Genomic DNA, 19,886 nt, shown 5'->3' on the forward strand with positions numbered 1-19,886 from the left:
ATGGAATGGCTTGTCAGCGGTAGGCTCTGCAAGCGGGTTTTCCCGAAACGGTCGGCTTTTATTTAGAGGATGTGATGAAAATAAAATCTGTTTATGGCTGGTTAAGCATAGCCCTGCTGTTGGGTTGCCAACCGCCGCCGCCGTCTGAGACCGCGTTGTCGGGTGAAGCTCAGGGGACGACTTACCATATTAAATTGGTCATGGCGGGGGTGGCTACGCCGCTGGCGGAAATCAGGCGGCAAGTCAGCGGCACATTGGCTGATATTGATGCGCAATTGTCCAATTATCGGGACGATTCGGCAATTTCCCGGCTGAATAACCAAGAAACACGGGAGTGGTTGCCGGTCTCGCCGGAGATTAGCGGTTTGTTGCGTATTGCCCAACACGTTTATGAGCGCTCCAACGGCTGCTATGACCTTACCGTGAAACCGTTGTTTGATTTATGGGGCTTCTCGCGCCATCAGAACCGGGTGCCGGATGGGCAGGAAATTGCCCGGCTGTTGCCGCATATCGGCATGGCGTTGCTGGAAATCGACCCGGTTCAGCCTCGGATCCGCAAGAAAGACCCGCTGCTGAAAATTGATTTGTCGTCCATTGCCCAAGGTTATAGTGTCGGGGTGTTGGCGCAGCGCCTTGAAGCGTTGGGGGTGTCTAATTATTTGGTGGAAATCGGCGGCGAAATGGTGGTGAAAGGCCGGAAAAGTAACGGCAAAGACTGGCGGGTCGGCGTGGAAACCCCGACCTCGCTCAGCCGCGAATTAGGCAAAATTCTGGATATAACCGAGCAACGCGGCACGGCGGTGATGACGGCAGGCACTTATCGACACTATTTTACCGACCATGGCAAAACCTATTCTCATATTATTAACCCTAAAATGGGTCGCCCGGTCACCCATCATTTGTTGTCGGTGACGGTGCTGCATGACGATCCGGCTTGGGCGGACGCTTGGGATACGGCCCTGCTGTGTGTGGGCGAGGCGGAGGCGATGCGTATCGCCGAAGCGGAACACCTTAAGGTATTGCTGATTTATCAACAGGGGCAAACACTGGCCGAATATGCCAGCAAAGCCTTTGCGGCGGGCCAGTAATGGTCGGGGCTGCTCTGCCTGTGCTGCCCAAGCCTGCGCCGCGCTGGCCGCTGCTGAACAGCTTGTGGGGTGTTGCTGTGCCGTTAGGCTTGACGGCGCTCGATTGGCCGGTTCGGGCGTTGCTTACGCCCGGCAATATTTTGCTGTTTTATTTGCTGGGGGTGTTCTTTGTCGCCATCCGCTTTGGCTTGTGGCCTTCCATTATCGGGTCGTTAACCAGCGTCGCCGCGTTTGCGTTTTTTTTCGCGCCGCCGATTTTTTCATTTGCCATTGCCGACCCGGAAAATTTGGTGGGCGTGTCGGTGATGCTGGTGGTCGGGATTGTCACCAGCAAATTGGCGGAAACTTTGCGTAGCCAAACCCAGGTGGCCGAACACCGCGAACGCCGCGCCTCGGCGTTGTACCGGCTCAGTAAGGCCTTGGCGGAAGCGCGTTTGGGTACTGGGGTTATTGCCATTGGCGTACAGCATATCCAGGCCGAGTTTGGTGGGCGCAACACGCTGTTATTGCCCGGCCCTGATGGCAAGCTCTGTTACCCCGATGCCCCGGCTTTGGCTATGTCGTGGCGGGGTGCCGATTTGGGGCTGGCGCAGTGGGTGTTCGGCCATGTCCGCTTGGCCGGGCGCGGTACGGATAATAATGCCGACAGCCCGGCAGTGTATGTGCCGTTGCAAGGCGGCGGCGGGATGCTTGGGGTATTGGTGTTAGAACTGGCCGATGTCCGGTTGCTGCATGTCCCGGAACAGCGCCAGTTTTTGGACACTTTTGTCGGGCAGATTGCCCATAGCCTAGAACGTGCCCAGTTGGCGGAACACGCCAAATTGGCGACTTTAAAAATGCAGGAGGAAACCCTGCGCAATTCCCTGCTCAGCAGCATTTCCCATGATTTGCGGACACCGCTGGCGACGATTATCGGTGCGGCCAGCACCTTGGAAACGGACGGGCAGTTGGCCGAGGCCAGCCGCCGGAATTTGGCGGCGGCAATCAGCGAAGAGGCGTTGCGCATGTCGGAGCTGATGGTGAAAATTCTCGATATGGCACGTTTGGAGGCGGGTGAGGTGGTGCTGAATCGGCAGTGGTACGCGCCTGAGGAAATTGTCGGCAGCGCTTTGCGCCGCCTCGACAAAAAGCTGCACGCCCGGCAGGTGAATGTCAATATGGTGGATGGCTTGGCGCTGGTTCAGGTTGATGCGGTGTTGTTGCAACAGGTGTTGGTGAACCTGTTGGACAATGCCGCCAAATACTCCCCGGCAGGCCGACCCATTGATATTGCGGTTGAAACCCAAGCGCAGGGGCTGACGATTAGCGTCGCCGATAATGGCCCAGGGATTGCGCCGGCCTTGCAGGATAAGGTTTTTGAGAAGTTTTTCCGCCTCCATCCTGAGCGTGCGCAAGGTGGGGTCGGGTTGGGTTTGTCGATTTGCCGCGCCATTGTCGGGGCGCATGGCGGCGACATCCACGTCAGTAACCGGCGCGGCGGCGGGGCGATGTTTCAGATACATTTGCCTTTGCTGTCCGCACCCCCAACGATTACCCCGGAAGAAAAAGGCCTGCCGCTATGACTGAGCAAACTCCCTTATTGTTACTGATTGAAGATGATCCACCCTTCCGGTCTTTGTTGGCCACGACGCTGGAAGGCCAGGGTTATCGGGTGCTGGCCACCGACACGGGGCGGGAGGGCTTGTTGGCTGTGCGCAACCGCTCGCCTGCGTTGTTGCTGCTGGATTTGGGGTTGCCGGATATGGATGGGCAGGATGTGATCTGCCGCCTGCGCAAATCGTCTGAGTTACCGGTCATTGTGTTGTCGGCGCGTCACCAAGAAAGCGATGTGACCCAGGCCTTGGATAACGGCGCTGACGATTATCTGACCAAGCCGTTCAGCAATGCCGAGCTGATGGCGCGGATAAATGCCTTGCTCAGGCGGGTCGCCAAGTTGCCGGGCGGGGTTCAGGAGGTGTTTCAGGTGGGGGGGCTGAAAGTGGAACTGACTAAACGCCGGGTGTTTACGGACGGGTGTGAAGTCCATCTGACCCCTTTAGAGTTTAGCCTGCTCAGTGTTTTGGTGCGCCATGCCGGTTTTGTCGTGACCCATCGGCACTTGCTGGAAAAGGTCTGGGGTGCGTCTTATATCGAGCATAGCCATTATTTGCGGATTTATATGGGGCAATTACGCCATAAGCTTGAGGCCGATCCGGCGCGTCCGCGCTATTTGCTGACCGAAGCGGGTATCGGCTACCGGCTGTTTACGGACGATGCGCCATGATGCGTTTAGGCTATTGCGTGTGCCCGCATTGCGGTAGGGCCACTACCGTCACCGGACGCTTCGGCACGGCTTTGCAGTGCCGGTGCGGCGCATGGTTGCCGCCCGCGCTGCTGGACAGGGTGAGGCATTATTGGCTGGTGCAGATTGCCTTGGCTTTTGGCGGCGCAGCCTTGCTTTTCGCGGTGGCGGTGTTTTTCCCGGACTTGCCGCGCGGGCCTTGGCAGCGGTTGTTTAGCCCTTTAGTGCAAGGGCCGGCCATTAGCGCGTTCCTGCTCAGTTACCTGGTGCTGGTATGCCATAAGCGGCGTTGTGGCCATGACCGGGGCATCTACCGGGCTTTTCTGGGGGCGGTTCTGCTAATGGCCAGCGGTTTTCTTGCCGCTTTGGTGCGGGCATTCATCCGGGTTTAAGGGGATAGGTATCTTGCCTGCCTTTTACTCGATCATCAAGTTTTTCATAAAGTCACCTCTAAATAGTGGGGAAGATTAGCGGAGAGCTAAGGCTTGTTAAGGTGGGCAGCCCCCTCCCCTGATGGGGAGGGTTGGGGTCACTGCCATTAAGTTAAGGGTTTTTGTGGCTATATGGACGATAATAAACGAATTTTTTAGATTATTAACATGGTTAAAAAAAGCGGGCAGTTGAGCGGAGCCGGGATCTGATCGATGCGGACAGCTTCGGCCTTGATGTCTATTTTTGCCAATATAGGATTGCCTTTATTGACCTAAAGGCCCCACAATAACCCGAAAAAACCGTCACCCATGTCCCCGAACATGTGTTACCTATGTCCCACGTCCATACACCCTTGGCAGGGGAGGGAGCCAATGTCTTTCCTTTTGTACAGGCGAAAGTACAGGACTCGCGCCAATCTCAGCCCAATACCCCCGCCCGCTGAAACGCCACCGCTTCGCCGGATACCGGGACGATTTGCGCTTGTACGGTGATGCTGTCGTTGATTAAGGTTGGGGTTAGGTTGGCGACGCTTTGGACACGGGGGTCTTCGAGTAAGGCGGCTTGGATGTAAAATCCTGCCAATTGCGCCAGCGCATTGCGGTTGACCGAACCGATGAGGGTGAAGGCCCAGCAGCCGTAATCGGGGTGGAACAATAACGAGCGTTTGGGCACGACGACCCGCACCGCCAAGGCTTGGCGCAGGTTAGCCACGCCGCTGACGGTCAGTAAGTCTTCGCCGTCCGAGTGTAAGAAACCGTTTTCATCCAACTGCAAATCGGTCAAAAATACATCATCTGCCGCCGCCAGTGCGTCCGCCTGATAAATCGGCAATAGCAGGGTGTCGCCATAGGCCGCCACCCCATTGTCCGCCAACTCCGCGCAATAGGGCGGTATCAGTCCGTTTAATAAGGCAATGTCCGGCCAGCGTTCTGCTGAGCCTAATTCCCGCAAGGCCAGCCGTTGCAGGGTGTCGCCGTATTTGACTGTCGCGCTGCGCCAAGCCATTAAAACCTCAGTCCGTCGGTAATCGCCTTAGCCGCTTGGTCAAGCTGCGCTTGTGGCTGCGGCACGGTGGCGTCACGGCTGACCAGCCCGTTTAAGGCCTGCCGCGCTGCGTCGGTCATGGACACGCTGCCCGAATCCAACAGTAATATCTGCTCAAAGGTATTGCTGTCCTGATAGATTGACACAGGCCGCCCGCCTGCGGTAGATGAACACAAAGACGCGCCGTACAGGTCGCTCAGGTCTGGCAACTGCTGTTGCGGTTTCAGGGCGTTGTTAAAAATACAGGCCAGATTTAAAAACGCCGACCCCACGCCCATCAGCTCCGCTTTGATTTGTCCCGGAAACTCGGTAATCGCCAACACCGACGAGACGGCATGGTGGACGGCAAACGCCAAGCCGCTGGCAATATCCATTAGGCTTTGGGTGACGTGGCTAATTGCGCCATTGACGGTCTCTAAGGTCTCGCGTACTAAGGTATTGAGCCGATAGGCCACCGCCATTAATGCCCCCACCCCATTTTTGAGCGGGGCTAAGACTTTATCGGCCACGTTTTTGATTTTATCGACAAAGGCCTTAATCTTTTTCAGTGCCGCGTCCATTGACGCAAACACCGTGGCGAGAAAGCCTTTATCCGCCGCTGGGCTTTGCGGCTTATCCAGCACCTTAACCGGCGCTTGGCTCAGAAACGCTAAGTTGATTTCGTAGTAGTACAGCAAGGGATTGGCGACGCCGCGTTTGAGGACAAACGATTGTGGGGCGCATAGCCAACTGATGCCGTCCAGCAAATCGCTGAACACCAGTTGTATGTCCTCAACATTACCGCCCGAACGGGCAATATCCGCCCGCTTGCTAAACCATTCCTGATAAAATGTCTTATGCAGGTCTTGGATACGCCGCAAACCGTGGTCTTCTTTGCCATCAACTGAGGTGCCGCGCCAGCCGGTATGTCCGGCAATTTTAATGCCGGGTAAACCTTCGCCAAAATTATCCACCCACGCCCCGCCTAAGGTCTGATGCACCATCACCCTGGCGGTTTTGCTCATGGACAATTCTTCTGGGCGCACTTTCATCTGCCACTCGTCAACTTTCGGAGGGCTTTTGCTCAAATCATTGAGCAAGAATGAAATCGGCTTAGTCGCCGGGCTTTGGTCGGTAGTGGTGTATTGTGTGTTCATGGCGGGGTATTATGCCGTCACGACGTTTCGGGGGGGGGGCGTAGGTTTTTAACAGCCGAGTGTTAAACCTCACCCCCCGCTCCACTGTCATTAAGTTAATGGTTTATGCCTTATATTTCAATAACGTAGAGATTATGTTAATCCGTTCGTGGTGAGCCCTTCGACAAGCTCAGGAGAGCCCTGTCGAACCATGGACGGATTAACCGCCCACCCTTCGACAAGCTCAGGGCGAACGGTTAATCCTACTTGGCGTTATGCGAACAGATAACATACCGATTAATAATACTAAATTCTTAACTTAATGGAGTGACCCCCCGCTCCCTTCGGCTTCGCTCAGGGAACGGGGGGTGGGGTACGAAAACTTATACGACTATAAAGTCGGCGTTGGTCATGGCTAGGCCTGTACCCAGAATGGCGATTTGCACTGCCGCCGCTGCGCCGCTGCCGTCGGCATCGTAAGACAAGGCTCCGGTGGCGGTGTTGTAGAGGAGGTGGTCGGTGCTGTCGGCCACGCCGCCGTTGCCGATGATTTTGAAGGCTTCCGCCGCCAATACGCCGGGGGTGGTCAGGGTGGTGAAGATGCCGTTTTCCAAGCGGATGGTATCGTCGGCGACGTTAAAGTCGGTGAGGGTGTCAATATTGTTAATGCCTAAGGCGCTGTTGAAGGCGAAAATGTCTTTGCCTGCGCCGCCCGTTAGGGTGTCGTTACCGAGGCTACCCGCCAGCACGTCGTTGCCGTTGCCGCCTAATAGGGTATTGTTGGCATAGTTGCCGACCAAGACATCGTTATAGGTGCTGCCGTTTAGGCTTTCGATATTTAACAGGGTGTCGGTGCCTGCGCCGTGGGTGTTTTGCGCCGTGGTCAAGGCTAAGTTGACGGTCACGCCAGTGGCGGCGCTGTTGTAGTAGGCCATGTCGGTGCCGGTGCCGCCGTCCAGCCTATCATCACCTGCACCGCCGGTCAGGCCGTCGTTGCCGCCGCCGCCGTTAAGGGTGTCGTTGCCTGCCTGGCCGAACAGGCTGTTGGCGAGGGCGTTGCCTGTGAAGGTGTCGTTATTGAGGGTGCCGATAAGGTCTTCGATGTTCAGCAGGGTGTTCATGCCGACAGCAACGGTATTTTGGGCGGTGGTCAGCGTCAAGTCAACGGTTACGCCAACGTTGAGGATGTCGGCGGGGCTATAGTCGACCACGTCTTTGCCGTTGCCGCCGTCCATCAGGATGCTGTTGCTATGGCCGTAGGTGCTGCTGTAGCTGTATAAGTGGTCATTGCCGTCCATACCGAATTTGGCGTCGCCACTGAGGATGTTATCGTTACCGCTAGTGCCTTGGACAGTGGTTATGCTTTTGGCCGCGCCCTGTTGGTCGGTATAGGAGTCGGTCAGGCGGATTTGTTGGCTGAGCATGGCTTGGGTCACTACCAGTGTCGGGCCGCTGCCGAGGTTGCTCCAGGTCGTGCCGTTGCTGCTGCCTTGCCATTGGTAGCTAATCGTCCCCAAGCCGTCGGGGTCGGTGAAGTTGTTGCTGGTGGTCAGGGTTTGGCCGACGGTTCTGCTGCCGTTAATCATGGCATAGCCAGTGGTGGCATCATACTGGGGCGAAATGTCCACGGTGGTGTTGCCGACTGTTGACAACGCGCCGTCGCTAAACGTCCAGTCGATTTGCAAGGACGGCGGGGTCAGGTCGGAGGTGTTTTGATAGGTCAAATGCTGTAAGGCGCTGTTGACCTGTTGGGTGGTCGCGGCACCAAACGTTAAGGTCAGTTGGCCGCCGCTTTGCTGGTAAGTGCCGATATTAACCCCGGACACGGTGATAGCGCCGTTGCTCAGGGCCAATACGCCGCTACCGCCAAACACGTCGTCGGTATTGGCGCCGCCGTGGCGGGCTAAGGTCAGGCTCGCGCCGCTGTAGTCGCCCAAGCCGCCGTTTAAGGCATCCAACTCGGTGTCTCTGATTTGGGCTAACTCAGCCAAGTAGGTGGCCGGATCGTTTTCGGTGATGGAGAGGGGGAGCCTTAAGGAATCGTTGCTTTGGGTAAAGGTGGTGTCTAAGGAGCCGTCGCTATTATAGCGGGCGGTATAAAAGTCGTAACGGTAATAGCTTAAATAGGCTTGGGGATAGTTAAAGCCATAACCGGTAACGACGATTTTGCCGTCGGCCTGTACGGTGGTGGCGTTAATGGTGAAGCCAATAGTGATTTTGCCGTCACCGCTAAAACTGGTGTCCAAGCTGCCGTCACTGTTATAGCGGGTCAGTTCCGAGTAGTTGTTGGTCGTCAACAGCTTACCGTCGCTTTGCAAGAGCAGGGTGTTGGCCCAGACATCCGTCACTTTGCCGTCGCCGCTAAAACTGGTGTCTACAGAACCGTCACTATTATAGCGGTCTAAGGTACCGTCGGCTTCCGTCGCCAGCAATTTGCCGTCAGTCTGTAACGCTAAGTTAGTGATCCCGCTGGTGGATAGCTTGCCGTCACCGCTAAAGCCAGTGTCCAGACTGCCGTCCGTATTGTAGCGCACCAAGCCGCTGCTGCCGCCTAAGACAATTTTACCGTTGCTTTGCAGGACAATGCTGTTGGCTTGCTCGAAATCCGCCCCCATGTCGGTGGCGACTTTACCGTCACCGCTAAAGCTGGTGTCTAAGCTGCCGTTGCTGTTGTAGCGCACCAGGCCGTAGTCATGCCCGGATTTGCCGGCGGCCAAAATTTTGCCGTCGCTTTGCACGGCGATGCTGTAGGCGATGTCGTTGGAGAGCAAGAAGTTGGTGGTCACTACGCCGCCGTTACCGAAGGTGGTGTCTAGGCTGCCGTCGCTGTTATAGCGTTCGATATCAAAATCGTAAAAATCAAACGAGGTGCTGGCGGTGCCTGCCACTAAAATCTTGCCGTCGGCTTGTAAGGCTTGGGCGTGGATCAGTCCTCTGGTATCCAATTTGCCGTCACCGCTAAAACTTAAGTCCAGGCTGCCGTCGCTGTTATAACGTAACACGGAGGAACCCATGAGGCCTTGGCCCATGTCGGCCATCATGTCGAGATAGACGGTGCCGGAGATCACTAATTTGCCGTCGGTTTGTACGGACACGTCGTAGGCTTGGTCGCTGTAGCCAAAGTCGGTGGTGATGGGGTCGTTTTTGGTAATAAAAGAAGGGGCGGTATTGCTCATAAAAATCTCGATGCTAAGAAAGCGTTAATGGTTGGGTTCTGATGCGGCAAGCGGTTCTGCCTGACGTTTTGTTCATTCTGCTAGCTCCAGGATAGTGCTTTAAGGCACTGGGGTTGGCGGCAGGGTACAGGCCGCCAACGGTGGTAGGCCGGGCAGAACCGCCTGCCCGGCCTACGTTGTTTTGCTTGCCTTACACCACCATAAAGTCGGCGTTGGTCATGGCTAGGCCTGTACCCAGAATGGCGATTTGCACTGCCGCCGCTGCGCCGCTGCCGTCGGCATCGTAAGACAAGGCTCCGGTGGCGATGTTGTAGAGGAGGTGGTCGGTGCTGTCGGCCACGCCGCCGTTGCCGATGATTTTGAAGGCTTCCGCCGCCAATACGCCGGGGGTGGTCAGGGTGGTGAAGATGCCGTTTTCCAAGCGGATGGTATCGTCGGCGACGTTAAAGTCGGTGAGGGTGTCAATATTGTTAATGCCTAAGGCGCTGTTGAAGGCGAAAATGTCTTTGCCTGCGCCGCCCGTTAGGGTGTCGTTACCGAGGCCACCCGCCAGCACGTCGTTGCCGTTGCCGCCTAACAGGGTGTTGTTGGCATAGTTGCCGACCAAGACATCGTTATAGGCGCTGCCGTTTAGGCTTTCGATATTTAACAGGGTGTCGGTGCCTGCGCCGTGGGTGTTTTGCGCAGTGGTCAGGGCGAGGTTGACGGTCACGCCTTTGCTGGCGGAGTAGTAAAAAGCCATGTCGGTGCCGGTGCCGCCGTCTAATCGGTCATTGCCCGCGCCGCCGATCAGGCTGTCGTTACCGCCGCCGCCGCTGAGGGTGTCGTTGCCTATCCCACCAAACAGGCTGTTGCTGGCATTGTTGCCGATAAGGGTGTTGCTATAGGGGCCGCTGTTGCTGCTATTGCTGCTGCCTGTGACATTTTCAATATTCAGTAGCGTTTCCTTATTCGTTCCGACGGTGTTTTGCGCCGTGGTCAGCCCTAGGTTGACGGTGACGTTGCCGTAGGTTTTTGAATAGTCGGCGGTGTCTGTGTCGCTGCCGCCGTCCAAAATCCCGTTATCGAAACCGCCATAGAGGCGGTCGTTGCCGGCCATGCCGTTCAGGTAGCTACCGGGTTGCTCTATCAAGAAGTCGTCGCCCGCCGTACCTAGAAAGTTGTTTACCGTGGTATGGAAGCCTTGGCCGTCGGTATAGGAGGCGACCAATTGGATGGTTTGGTTGAGCATGGCTTGGGTTAGCACCAGCGTGGCGCCGTTGCTGAGGGTGGTGCTGTGCAAGAATTCATCGCTGCTGCCTAGCCAGCGGTAACTGACCGTACCCACGCCGTTGTCGGGGTCGGTGAAGTTGTTGCTGGCGGTCAAGGTTTGGCCTACCGCGCGGTTGCCGCTAATAATGACATGACCACTGTGGCCATTATCGTCCTGATGAATGGTGATGGGGGTGCTGGCGGTAGTCGATAAGGGGTTGCTGGGGTCACCGTCGCTAAACGTCCAGTCCAGTTTTAGGGCAGTCGGGGCATTTGGGTTGCTGTTGGTGTAGCTCAGGTGTTGCAGGATGTTGTTGACTTGGGCGGTGGTGGCGGCACCGAACAGGATAGTCAGTTGTCCGGGGCTTTGCTGGTAAGTGCCGACCGCCGTGCCGTCCAAGATTACCGTACCGTTTTGTAGGATAGGCGTGTTGTTCATAGACGCGTCAAACACATCGTCGGCATTGGCGCCGCCTTGGCGGGCTAAGGTCAGGCTAGCGCCGCTATAATTGCCGAGACCGCCGTTCAGGGCATTTAGTTGGGCATCGCTGATTTGGGCGTGGGGGGCAATCAGGACAGCGTATTTGCTGTTTTCGTAGGCGACGTTGGTAGCGCCGACGGTATTGATGGTTTGGGTAAACGAGGTGTCTAAGGTGCCGTCGCTGTTATAACGTGTGGTGTAAATATCGTCCGGGTAGGCACCATCTGGGGTATTGCTATAGGTGGGGCCAGAGCCGACCACGACGATTTTGCCGTTGGCCGTTAAGGCTATGTCGCTACCAAAAGTTTGAATTTTACCGTTGTTACCAAAGCTGGAGTCGATGCTGCCGTCACTGTTATAACGCAATACGATGCCCGCGCTTTCTACGAGGAGCTTGCCGTCGCTTTGGACTAAAATCTTATCGGTATAATATAACGGCGTTTCGACTATCCCGTCACCGCTAAAGGTGGTGTCCAGGCTGCCGTCGCTGTTATAACGGATGAGGTTCGCCCCTTCGCCCGCCAGCAGTTTGCCGTCAGCCTGTAGGGTGAGGCCGTTGATGATGTGGGAGGTGGTGAGGATACCGTCACCGCTAAAGGTGGTGTCCAGGCTGCCGTCGCTGTTGTAGCGCACCAGGCCGCTGCTGCCGTCTAAGATAATTTTACCGTCACTTTGGACGAGGATGCGGTAGGCGTTTTCGGTGCTGGACCCCAAGTCGGTACTGACTTTGCCGTCGCCGCTAAAGGTGGTGTCTAAGCCGCCGTTGCTGTTATAGCGCACCAAGCCGTAGTTTGAGCCGATGGCACCGGCAACTAAAATTTTGCCGTCGCTTTGTGTGGCGACGCTGTTGGCCTTATAGTAGCCGGACAAGATATTGGTCGTATCTATCGTGCCATGAATGCCAAAGCTGTCGTCCACGTTGCCGTCGCTGTCATAGCGCGTGACGATAAAACGCCCCGTATAGGCCCCATCCAATCCGGTCACTAAGATTTTGCCGTCTTGTTGTACGGCGAGGCTATAGACGGTATAACGGGTGTCGGCGAATGCCAGTATGCCCTGATTGCCAAAGCTTAAATCCAAGCTGCCGTCGCTGTTATAACGCACCATACTGTGGCTGATGCTGGCTTGGCCAATATCGATAAACCTATCGTCCCAGATTTGGGCTTCAACTAACACTTTGCCGTCGGCTTGCACGGCAACATATTGGGCGGAATCGGTATAGCCTAAGTCGGTGATGATCGGCTGGTTATACAAAAGAAACGTAGGGGCGGTGTTGGTGGTCATAATGGCCTCGTTTTAATAGAAAAATAAGTGTATTGGGAACGGGCATAACATAACGTCGGCAAGCCGTGACCCTGAGGCGGCCCCTTGGTATGGGTGGGCATCTTGTTGTGGGCAAGCTGCACGCGCCCCGCTGTTTGTGCCGCTTTTTGTCCAAGCTATGTTATGCGCATTCCTTCGTCAGTTAACGCTTCCGCCGGGCAGCTTGTTGCTGCCCGGCGTTGTCCTGTTTTTGGCGTAGGCCGGGCAGTAACCGCTTGCCTGGCCTACGCCCGTTTTGTTTTACACGACCATAAAGTCGGCGTTGGTCATCGCCAAGCCTGTACCTAAAATGGCGATTTGTACCGCCGCCGCTGCGCCGCTGCCGTCGGTATCGTAGGACAAGGCCCCGGTGGCGGTGTTGTAGAGGAGGTGGTCGGTGCTGTCGGCCACGCCGCCGTTGCCGATGATTTTAAAGGCTTCTGCCGCCAACACGCCGCTGGTCAGGGTGGTGAAAATGCCTTTTGACAGGCGGATAGTGTCGTCGGCGACGCTAAAGTCGGTGAGGGTGTCGATGTTGGCCGCGCCTAAGGTGCTGTTGAAGGCGAAGGTGTCTTGGCCTGCGCCGCCTGTGAGGGTATCGTTACCCAAGCCGCCCGCCAGCAGGTCGTTGCCCGCGCCGCCCAACAGGGTGTTATTGGCGGTGCTGCCGAGGAGGACATCGTTGTAGGCGCTGCCAGTCAGGTTTTCGATATTCAACAAGGTGTCTGTGCCGGCACCGAGGGTGTTTTGGGCGGTGGTCAACGCCAAGTTGACGCTCACCCCTAGTGTTGCGGACGAATACAGCGCCATATCAATGCCCGCGCCGCCGTCCAAGGTATCGTTGTCCGCACCGCCATTAAGGGTGTCGTTGCCGTCGCCGCCATTGAGGGTATCGTTGCCGTTCATGCCAAATAACGCGTTGGCGGCGGCGCTGCCGGTAAGGGTATCGCCATAGTTGCTGCCGATGAGGTCTTCAATGCTTAAGAAGGTGTTGGTAAAGCCTGCGCCTTTATCTTGTGCGGTGCTTAAGCCTAAATTGACGGTTGCGCCAGCCGATGAGAAGGACAGATTGACCAAGTCTTCGCCGTTGCCGCCGTTAAAAAGCTCGTTAACATAATTTGCACTATAAAACTGGTCGTTACCGTCCAAGCCTATCAGGTTGCCCCGGGTATGGTAGCCTAGGACATCATTGCCCGCCGTGCCTTGGACGTGGACGGCGTTGGTGCTGTCGGTAAAGCCTTGGGCATCGGTGTAGGTGGCGGTCACTTGGATTTGTTGGCTGAGCATGGCTTGGGTCAGTACCAGGTTGGCGCCGCTGCCCAAGGCCGTCCAATGGGTGCCGTTGTCGCTACTGCCTTGCCATTGGTAAGTGAATACGGTGTTCGCCACCATGCCGTCAAGATCGCTGATGGTGTTGGTGGCGGTCAAGGTTTGGCCGACGGCGGCGGTGCCGTTAATGGACACAAAGCCGATAGGGGCACTGTCATGCGCGGTGATGGTCACTGGGGTGGTGGCGGTGGTCGATAGCGGGTTGGTCGGGTCGCCGTCATTGAATGTCCAGTCCAGTTGTACTGAAGACGGGGCGGTTTCCGAGCTGTTGGTATAGGTCAGTTGGTGCAGGACGCTATTGACTTGGGCGCTGGTGGCGGTGCCGAACAGGATGCTCAGTTGTCCGGGGCTTTGTTGGTAAGTGCCGACCGCTGTGCCGTTCAAGGTGACCGTGCCGTTTTGCAGGACAAGGTCGCCATAGTGGTCTGCGCCAAACACATCTTCGGCATTGGCGCCGCCATGGCGGGCTAAGGTCAGGCTCGCGCCGCTGTAATTGCCTAAGCCGCCGTTTAAGGCATCTAATTGGGCATCGCTGATTAAGGCATGGAGGGAAATATCGACAGGCTCTAAGCCGCCTTCGCTGACGGTGACGGGAAAGCCCACCGTATTGAGGTTGGTGTTAAAGGTCGTGTCTAAAGAGCCGTTGGCGTTATAACGCGCCGTATAAAAATCGTGGTCATAATATAGCGTGTTCCCGAAGGCCAGCCCGGTGCCGGTGACCACAAGCTTACCGTCCGTTTGTACGGTGACGCTTTCGATCGTAAAGCTTGTTTGCACTTTGCCGTCGCCGCTGAAGGTGCCGTCGCTGTTGTAACGGGCCACGCCGATGTGGCCGCTGGTTTGCCCAAAGTCTGAGTTTAAATCGTCGAGGCTGATGCCGACGACGACAACCTTGCCGTCTGCCTGTACCTTAACGCTGTAGGCGGTATCGTTATAGCCCAAATCGGTGATGACCGGGCTGTTTTTAATCAAAAAAGTCGGTGCGGTATTTTTGCTCATAAAAACCTCAATTAGTTGAAAGTGCTAGGTTTGTGGTTGATTGGCCGGGTAACGGTTCTGCCCGGCAGTTTTTAACGCCGCCAGTTTCAACACTTGTTGTAAGGTGCTGGGCTTGGCGGTAGGGTGTCGCTTATTTAAGGGGCGTAGGTCGGGCAGAACCGTTTGTCCGGCCTACGCCTACTTTGCTTTACGCCACCATAAAGTCGGCAGGGGTCTTGCCAAGCGCTCACCTAAGGCGGAGGTGGTGGTGTTATAGAGGATATGGTCAGTGCTGTCGGCCACGCTGCCGCTGCCGATAATTTTAAACGCCTCAGCGGCTAACACGCCGGGGGTGGCCGGGGCGGTGGAGAGGTTTTTTGGTCGGCGGATGGTGTCGTCGGTGACGCTAAAGTCAGTGGTGGTATCGATGTTGTTGGCACTTAAGGCGCTGGTGCAGGCAAAGGTGTCATTACCCGCCGCATCCTGGATGGTGTAAGTGTTGTTGGTGTAGGTCAGTTGGTGCAGGATGCTGTTGACCTGGGCACTGGTGGCGGTGCCGAACAGGATAGTCAGTTGTCCGGGGCTTTGTTGGTAAGTGCCGACGGCGGTGCCGTCCAGCGTCACCGTGCCGTTTTTTAAGGCCAGCGTACCGCCGGCCTGGACACCCAACACCTCTTCGGTATCGGTGCTGCCATGGTGGGCTAAGGTCAGGCCCGCGTCGCTGTTGTAACGGGCTACACCGAAAGAGCTGTCCACTGGGCCGACATCCAGTAACATTGAACCGAAGCTGATACCGACCACGACAATTTTGCCGTCCGCCTGCACCTTAATGCTGTAGGTGGTGTCGTCGAAGCCCAAATCGGTGATGACCGGGCTGTTTTTAATCAGAAAGGTAGGGGGAGAACTCATAAAGACCTCAATAATGTGAACGTGTTGTGTTTATGGTTTATTGGCCGGGCAAACCATTTTGTCCGGCATTTTCCCAGCCCTGTCAGCTTCAAAATATCCGCTCTAAGATGGTGGGAATGGCGATAAGGTGCCGCTTGTTTAGGGTGACCCGTCGGGCAGATTTTTTCTGCTCGACGGATGTTGTTTCACTTGCTTTACGCGACCATAAAGTCGGCGTTGGTCATTGCCAAGCCTGTACCTAGGATAGCAATCTGCACCGCCGCGCCTGCGCCGCTGCCGTCGGCATCGTAAGACAATGCCCCGGTGGCGGTGTTGTAGAGGAGGTGGTCGCTGCCGTCTTCCACGCCGCCGTTGCCGAGGATTTTGAAGGCTTCCGCCGCCAATACGCCGCTAGTCAGGGTGGTGAAGATGCCTTTTGACAGGCGGATGGTGTCGTTGGCGACGTTAAAGTCGGTGATGGTGTCGATGTTGCCCGCGCCTAATGCGCTGTTGAAGGCAAAAGTGTCTTGGCCTAAGCCGCCCGTTAAGGTGTCGTTACCGAGGCTACCCGCCAGCAGGTCGTTGCCGTTGCCGCCTGACAAGGTGTTGTTGGCGGTGTTGCCGAGCAGCACATCGTTAAAGTAGCTGCCGTTAATGGCTTCGATGCTGAGCAGGGTGTCTATGCCGCTACCTTTGGTGTTCTGCACGCTGGTCAGCGCCAAGTTGATGGTTACGCCGCTGGCGGCGTTGCCATAATCGGCACTGTCTTGGCCGTTGCCGCCGTCCAAAATGTCATTATAGGCACTGCTATATAAGCGGTCGTTACCGTCTAGGCCGCTTAAGTGGGTATTGCTATAGCCGGTGTCTTTTAAGGTGTCATTCCCCGCCGTACCTTGGATGGCACTGGTGCTATTGGTGAAGCCTTGGGCATCGGTGTAAGTGGCGGTCAGTTTGATTTGTTGGTTGGCGGTGGCTGGGGTCACGACCAGGTTTGCGCCGCTGCCGAGGTTGTGCCGTTACTGCTGCCTTGCCATTGGTAGGTGAATACGGTATTTGCCGCCATGCCGTCGGGGTCGGTCAAATCGTTGCTGGCGGTCAGGGTTTGCCCCGCTGCGTGGTTGCCGTTAATCCAGACATGGCCGTCAGCATGGCTGTTGCTGGCCATAATGGTGATCGGGGTGGCTAAAGGGTGGGTCGGGTCGCCATCGTTAAATGTCCAATCCAATTGGATTGCCGTCGGGGCGGCTTGCGAGCTGTTGGTGTAGGTCAGTTGGTGCAGGACGCTGTTGACTTGGGCGCTGGTGGCGGTGCCGAACAGGAGGGTCAATTGTCCGGGGCTTTGCTGGTAAGTGCCGACAACCGTACCGCCCAACACCACCGAACCGTTGCTCAGGGTCAGTGTGCCGGAGACACCCAACACATCTTGGGCATTGGCGCCGCCATGGCGGGCGAGGGTGAGGCTGGCGCCGCTGTAATTGCCTAAGCCGCCGTTCAGCGCGTCCAATTCGGCATCTTGGATCAGTGCGTGAGGGGCAATGGCGGTTGGGGTTGCGCCCCCTTCTTGCGCCACCACCGCTGTGCCGACGGTATTGAAGGTGGCGTTAAAGGTGGTATCTAAAGAGCCGTTGGCGTTATAACCCGCGGTATAAAAATCATGGTCATTGCCGGACAACGCCCCGCCAAAAGTAGGCCCGCTACCTGTCACCAGAATTTTACCGTCCGCCTGAACGGTCACGCCCGCCGCCGTAAAGCCGACTTGCGCTTTGCCGTCGCCGCTAAAGGTGGTGTCTAAGCTGCCGTCGCCGTTATAGCGGGCTAAGGTGCCGTCGCCGACCACCACTAATTTACCGTTAGTTTGTACGCTGATGGCCGCGACCGAAAAATCGGTGCTGACTTTGCCGTCACCGCTAAATGAGGTGTCTAAGCTGCCGTCCGCTTTATAACGGTCGATAGTATTGCCGCCTGCCGCGACCAGTTTGCCGCCCCATACCGACACCGCACCGCTAATGCTGTAGTCGGTAGTCAATTTGCCGTCGCCGCTAAAGGTATTGTCTAGGCTGCCGTTACTGTTATAACGCGCCAAACCGCTATGCCCGGCCAAAACAATTTTGCCGTCGCTTTGCACTAAGGTGCTGAAGGCGGCATCGTTAGCCGAACCCATGTCGGTGGTCACTTTGCCGCCGTTGCCAAAAGCTGTGTCCAAGCTGCCGTCCGTATTGAGGCGCACCAAGCCAAAGTTATAGCTATTCGTACCCGAAGCCGCCCGCCCGGCCAGCAAAATTTTGCCGTCGCTTTGTAAGGCGACGCTCAACGCCCCGTCGTTAACGTAGGGGAACCAGGTGTGGACAATACCGCCGCTGCCGAACGTGCTGTCCAGGTTGCCGTCGCTGTTGTAGCGGCTACGGTAAAATCGTAGGTGCTGCTAAAGTCAAACGTGGATGTGCCGCCGCTAGTGCCCGCCACCAAAATTTTGCCGTCACTTTGCAACACGGAGCTGGTGGCAGAAAAATCATCGCCGGTTTGCTGCTTGTCGTCATCGCTAAAACTGGTGTCTAGGGTGCCGTCACTGTTGTAACGGACGACCCCAAAGGCACTCGAACCATAGCCGAAATTCGTGAATAATGCCGTATCGAAGCTAGTGCCGACCACGACAATCTTACCGTCTGCCTGCACTTTAATGCTGTAGGCGGTGTCGTCTAGGCCTAAGTCGGTGATGATGGGGCTGTTTTTAATCAGAAAAGTCGGGGCGGTATTGGTACTCATAAAAACCTCAATAAAAGAATAAAATGCTGTGCGGATGGTCTATTGGCCTGTTAAGCCGGGCAACTACTGCCGCCCGGCATTTTGTTGCTACTCGCCAAGGTGGCAGTGCCTAGCGTTACCATCCCGTTGCTGTTATAGCGCGGGAGTGCGATGCCAACTGTGCTGGAGACCAACATGAATCCTCTTAGTGCGTGTGCCCGCCACAACGGTTTTGCCGTTAGTTTGGACGCTAATGCTGGAAGACGTTTCATTCCAACCCAAATCAGTTGTTAAGGGGCTGCTATAGATGGCAAAAGTGGGTGCGGTATTCACAGTGCTAGGCTTATTCACTGATGTTACGCACCCCATCCCAAAAAGAGTATCATTGACGGATGGAAAAAGAAAAAATAGAACTCTACACAGACTACCTGATCTGCAATCAAGGCTTTGCAACGGCGACGGGCTTGTCGGCGATGCGCATCGCCGACAAGCCCGTCGCCGTTGCAAAGCCTTGATTGCAGATCAGGTAGTCTGTGTAGAGTTCTATTTTTTCTTTTTCCATCCGTCAATGATACTCTTTTTGGGATGGGGTGCGTAACATCAGTTAAGAAAATAGATTTTATCAGTGTGTTTTGTGCTGGCCCCTAAGTTCCGGTTTGTATTCACACATAAGTAGAGGTGCGAAAACCCGCTCTTGCCGAAAGGTGGGCGGCATGGGCAAACGGCGGGCAAGATACCCGCGCTCCTCGGTTCGTTCGCCTTAGCGCTTACACGGATAGGGTCATTCGGTCATTAACAACGCTGATTTGCTGCAAAGTCGGGTCGGTGCTGTGGACGGCGAGCAGGTTGATGCCGACCGGGAACACCTGATAACCTAGGCCGCTAAGGAAAGCCTCCAGAGCGGTGCGGTCGGATTTGATGATTTCGACCAGCATAATCGGGCGGTGCCGTGCCAGTGCCGTACTGCCGCCGCGCAATACCTCCAGTTCCATGCCTTCCACATCCAGCTTAAGCAAATCCAACCGCGCTAAGGCCAGTGCGTCTAAGTTGACCATCGGCACGATAGTGGTGGCCTCTGGCGCGTAGGAAATGGGCTGGCCGATAAATTCGGTGGTGGGGCGTTGGCGCAATTCCAAGCTGCCGAAACTGGCGGGCGTACAATAATCCGGCTGCGGCACCGCCAATTCGCCGCTGCTCCCGCCCAAAGCCGCCAGCCTGACCCGCGCGTTAAAGCAATTGTTGAGGGCGACATTGCCCGCCAAGGCATAAAACACCGTCTCCTGCGCCTCAAACGCCGTCACCTGCCCCCAACCGTGCATGTGCCGCGCCCATTCGACGGTATGCACGCCGATGTTCGCCCCGCCGTCAATCGCCACCACGCCGTCGCCAAAATGCTTGCGGCGGCAATTGAGCAAGCCCAACACAAAGCTCACCTCGTTGACATCAAAGCCGGAGGTGTTAAGGATTTGGTAGCCGACCCCAAAGCCTTTGCCGGGGGCGGTCATCCGGTAGTCGTTACGGTTGACGATCAGGCTGCCGTGGTTACTGGCGGCCAAGACAAAAGCAATGGGGCGGAGCGGTAAAGACATCGGGAGATTCCTTAACAAGTGGGGGGAAAGCTGGGAGGGGGAGCCGTGCTGCCGTATTTTATTCATGCACGTTCCTTATCGGTTTTCAGACCCTATTATAAGCGGTTTTTAGGCAAATGAAGGGCTTATGATTGCCCGTTATCGGAGGCGGGGTGTGTAACGGTGTTTTTTGAGCCAGGCCATCAGGATA

Annotated in this window: 14 protein-coding genes and 2 pseudogenes; 4 read left to right on the plus strand and 12 right to left on the minus strand. The window is 56.1% G+C overall.

All coding sequences use genetic code 11. The features are described from left to right. Nucleotides 1-74: 74 nt before the first annotated feature. The 4 genes from CEK71_RS19260 to CEK71_RS19275 are packed head-to-tail and all read left to right on the plus strand — an operon-like array spanning nt 75 to nt 3,761. The gene (locus tag CEK71_RS19260; RefSeq protein WP_198328337.1) at nt 75-1,088 is read left to right on the plus strand and encodes an FAD:protein FMN transferase; all 1,014 of its coding nucleotides are present in this window, start codon (nt 75-77) and stop codon (nt 1,086-1,088) included. Then, nucleotides 1,088-2,650 carry an ATP-binding protein gene (locus CEK71_RS19265; protein ID WP_088620904.1) on the plus strand — a complete coding sequence of 521 codons (1,563 nt, stop codon included), beginning with the start codon at nt 1,088-1,090 and terminating at the stop codon, nt 2,648-2,650. Before CEK71_RS19260 ends, CEK71_RS19265 begins: the two co-directional genes overlap by 1 nt. Continuing rightward, on the plus strand, nt 2,647-3,351 hold the full coding sequence (locus CEK71_RS19270) for a response regulator (protein ID WP_088620905.1): 705 nt from the start codon (nt 2,647-2,649) through the stop codon (nt 3,349-3,351). Before CEK71_RS19265 ends, CEK71_RS19270 begins: the two co-directional genes overlap by 4 nt. Further along, nucleotides 3,348-3,761, plus strand: a complete 414-nt coding sequence (locus tag CEK71_RS19275; protein WP_088620906.1) for a hypothetical protein — start codon at nt 3,348-3,350, stop codon at nt 3,759-3,761. Before CEK71_RS19270 ends, CEK71_RS19275 begins: the two co-directional genes overlap by 4 nt. Before the next feature lie 457 nt (nt 3,762-4,218). On the opposite strand, the gene CEK71_RS19280 is transcribed toward CEK71_RS19275, so the two are convergent. The 12 genes and pseudogenes from CEK71_RS19280 to CEK71_RS19325 all read right to left on the minus strand — a co-directional run bounded on the left by CEK71_RS19280 (nt 4,219) and on the right by CEK71_RS19325 (nt 19,696). Continuing rightward, nucleotides 4,219-4,806, minus strand: coding sequence for a LysM peptidoglycan-binding domain-containing protein (locus CEK71_RS19280; RefSeq protein ID WP_088620907.1), 588 nt, complete (start codon nt 4,804-4,806; stop codon nt 4,219-4,221). Continuing rightward, nucleotides 4,806-5,981, minus strand: coding sequence for a hypothetical protein (locus CEK71_RS19285; RefSeq protein WP_088620908.1), 1,176 nt, complete (start codon nt 5,979-5,981; stop codon nt 4,806-4,808). Before CEK71_RS19285 ends, CEK71_RS19280 begins: the two co-directional genes overlap by 1 nt. A 362-nt stretch (nt 5,982-6,343) precedes the next feature. Beyond that, nucleotides 6,344-9,136, minus strand: coding sequence for a hypothetical protein (locus CEK71_RS19290; RefSeq protein WP_088620909.1), 2,793 nt, complete (start codon nt 9,134-9,136; stop codon nt 6,344-6,346). A 190-nt stretch (nt 9,137-9,326) separates the two neighbouring features. Then, entirely contained in the window at nt 9,327-12,152 is a 2,826-nt protein-coding gene (locus tag CEK71_RS24005; RefSeq protein WP_088620910.1) for a hypothetical protein, read from the minus strand. Between the two features lie 279 nt (nt 12,153-12,431). Further along, nucleotides 12,432-14,498, minus strand: coding sequence for a hypothetical protein (locus tag CEK71_RS19300; protein ID WP_088620911.1), 2,067 nt, complete (start codon nt 14,496-14,498; stop codon nt 12,432-12,434). 177 nt (nt 14,499-14,675) lie between these two features. Further along, nucleotides 14,676-15,386, minus strand: coding sequence for an NHL repeat-containing protein (locus CEK71_RS19305; RefSeq protein ID WP_088620912.1), 711 nt, complete (start codon nt 15,384-15,386; stop codon nt 14,676-14,678). 194 nt (nt 15,387-15,580) lie between these two features. Further along, complete coding sequence (locus tag CEK71_RS24205; protein ID WP_408630498.1) at nt 15,581-16,072, minus strand: M10 family metallopeptidase C-terminal domain-containing protein; 492 nt, start codon at nt 16,070-16,072, stop codon at nt 15,581-15,583. Nucleotides 16,073-16,153: 81 nt separating this feature from the next. Then, a pseudogene (locus tag CEK71_RS24210) lies at nt 16,154-16,348 on the minus strand (hypothetical protein); the annotation flags it as partial. Continuing rightward, nucleotides 16,345-17,676, minus strand: coding sequence for a delta-60 repeat domain-containing protein (locus CEK71_RS19315; RefSeq protein WP_088620914.1), 1,332 nt, complete (start codon nt 17,674-17,676; stop codon nt 16,345-16,347). The pseudogene CEK71_RS24210 and the gene CEK71_RS19315, both read right to left, overlap by 4 nt. 131 nt (nt 17,677-17,807) lie before the next feature. After that, nucleotides 17,808-18,128, minus strand: a pseudogene (locus CEK71_RS19320) (delta-60 repeat domain-containing protein); the annotation flags it as partial. Between the two features lie 418 nt (nt 18,129-18,546). After that, entirely contained in the window at nt 18,547-18,669 is a 123-nt protein-coding gene (locus CEK71_RS24010; RefSeq protein ID WP_269766576.1) for a hypothetical protein, read from the minus strand. A gap of 205 nt (nt 18,670-18,874) precedes the next feature. Continuing rightward, on the minus strand, nt 18,875-19,696 hold the full coding sequence (locus CEK71_RS19325; protein WP_088620916.1) for an FkbM family methyltransferase: 822 nt from the start codon (nt 19,694-19,696) through the stop codon (nt 18,875-18,877). Between the last annotated feature and the right edge of the window lie 190 nt (nt 19,697-19,886).

This window comes from Methylovulum psychrotolerans, from assembly GCF_002209385.1.
GTDB classification, from domain to species: Bacteria; Pseudomonadota; Gammaproteobacteria; order Methylococcales; family Methylomonadaceae; genus Methylovulum; species Methylovulum psychrotolerans.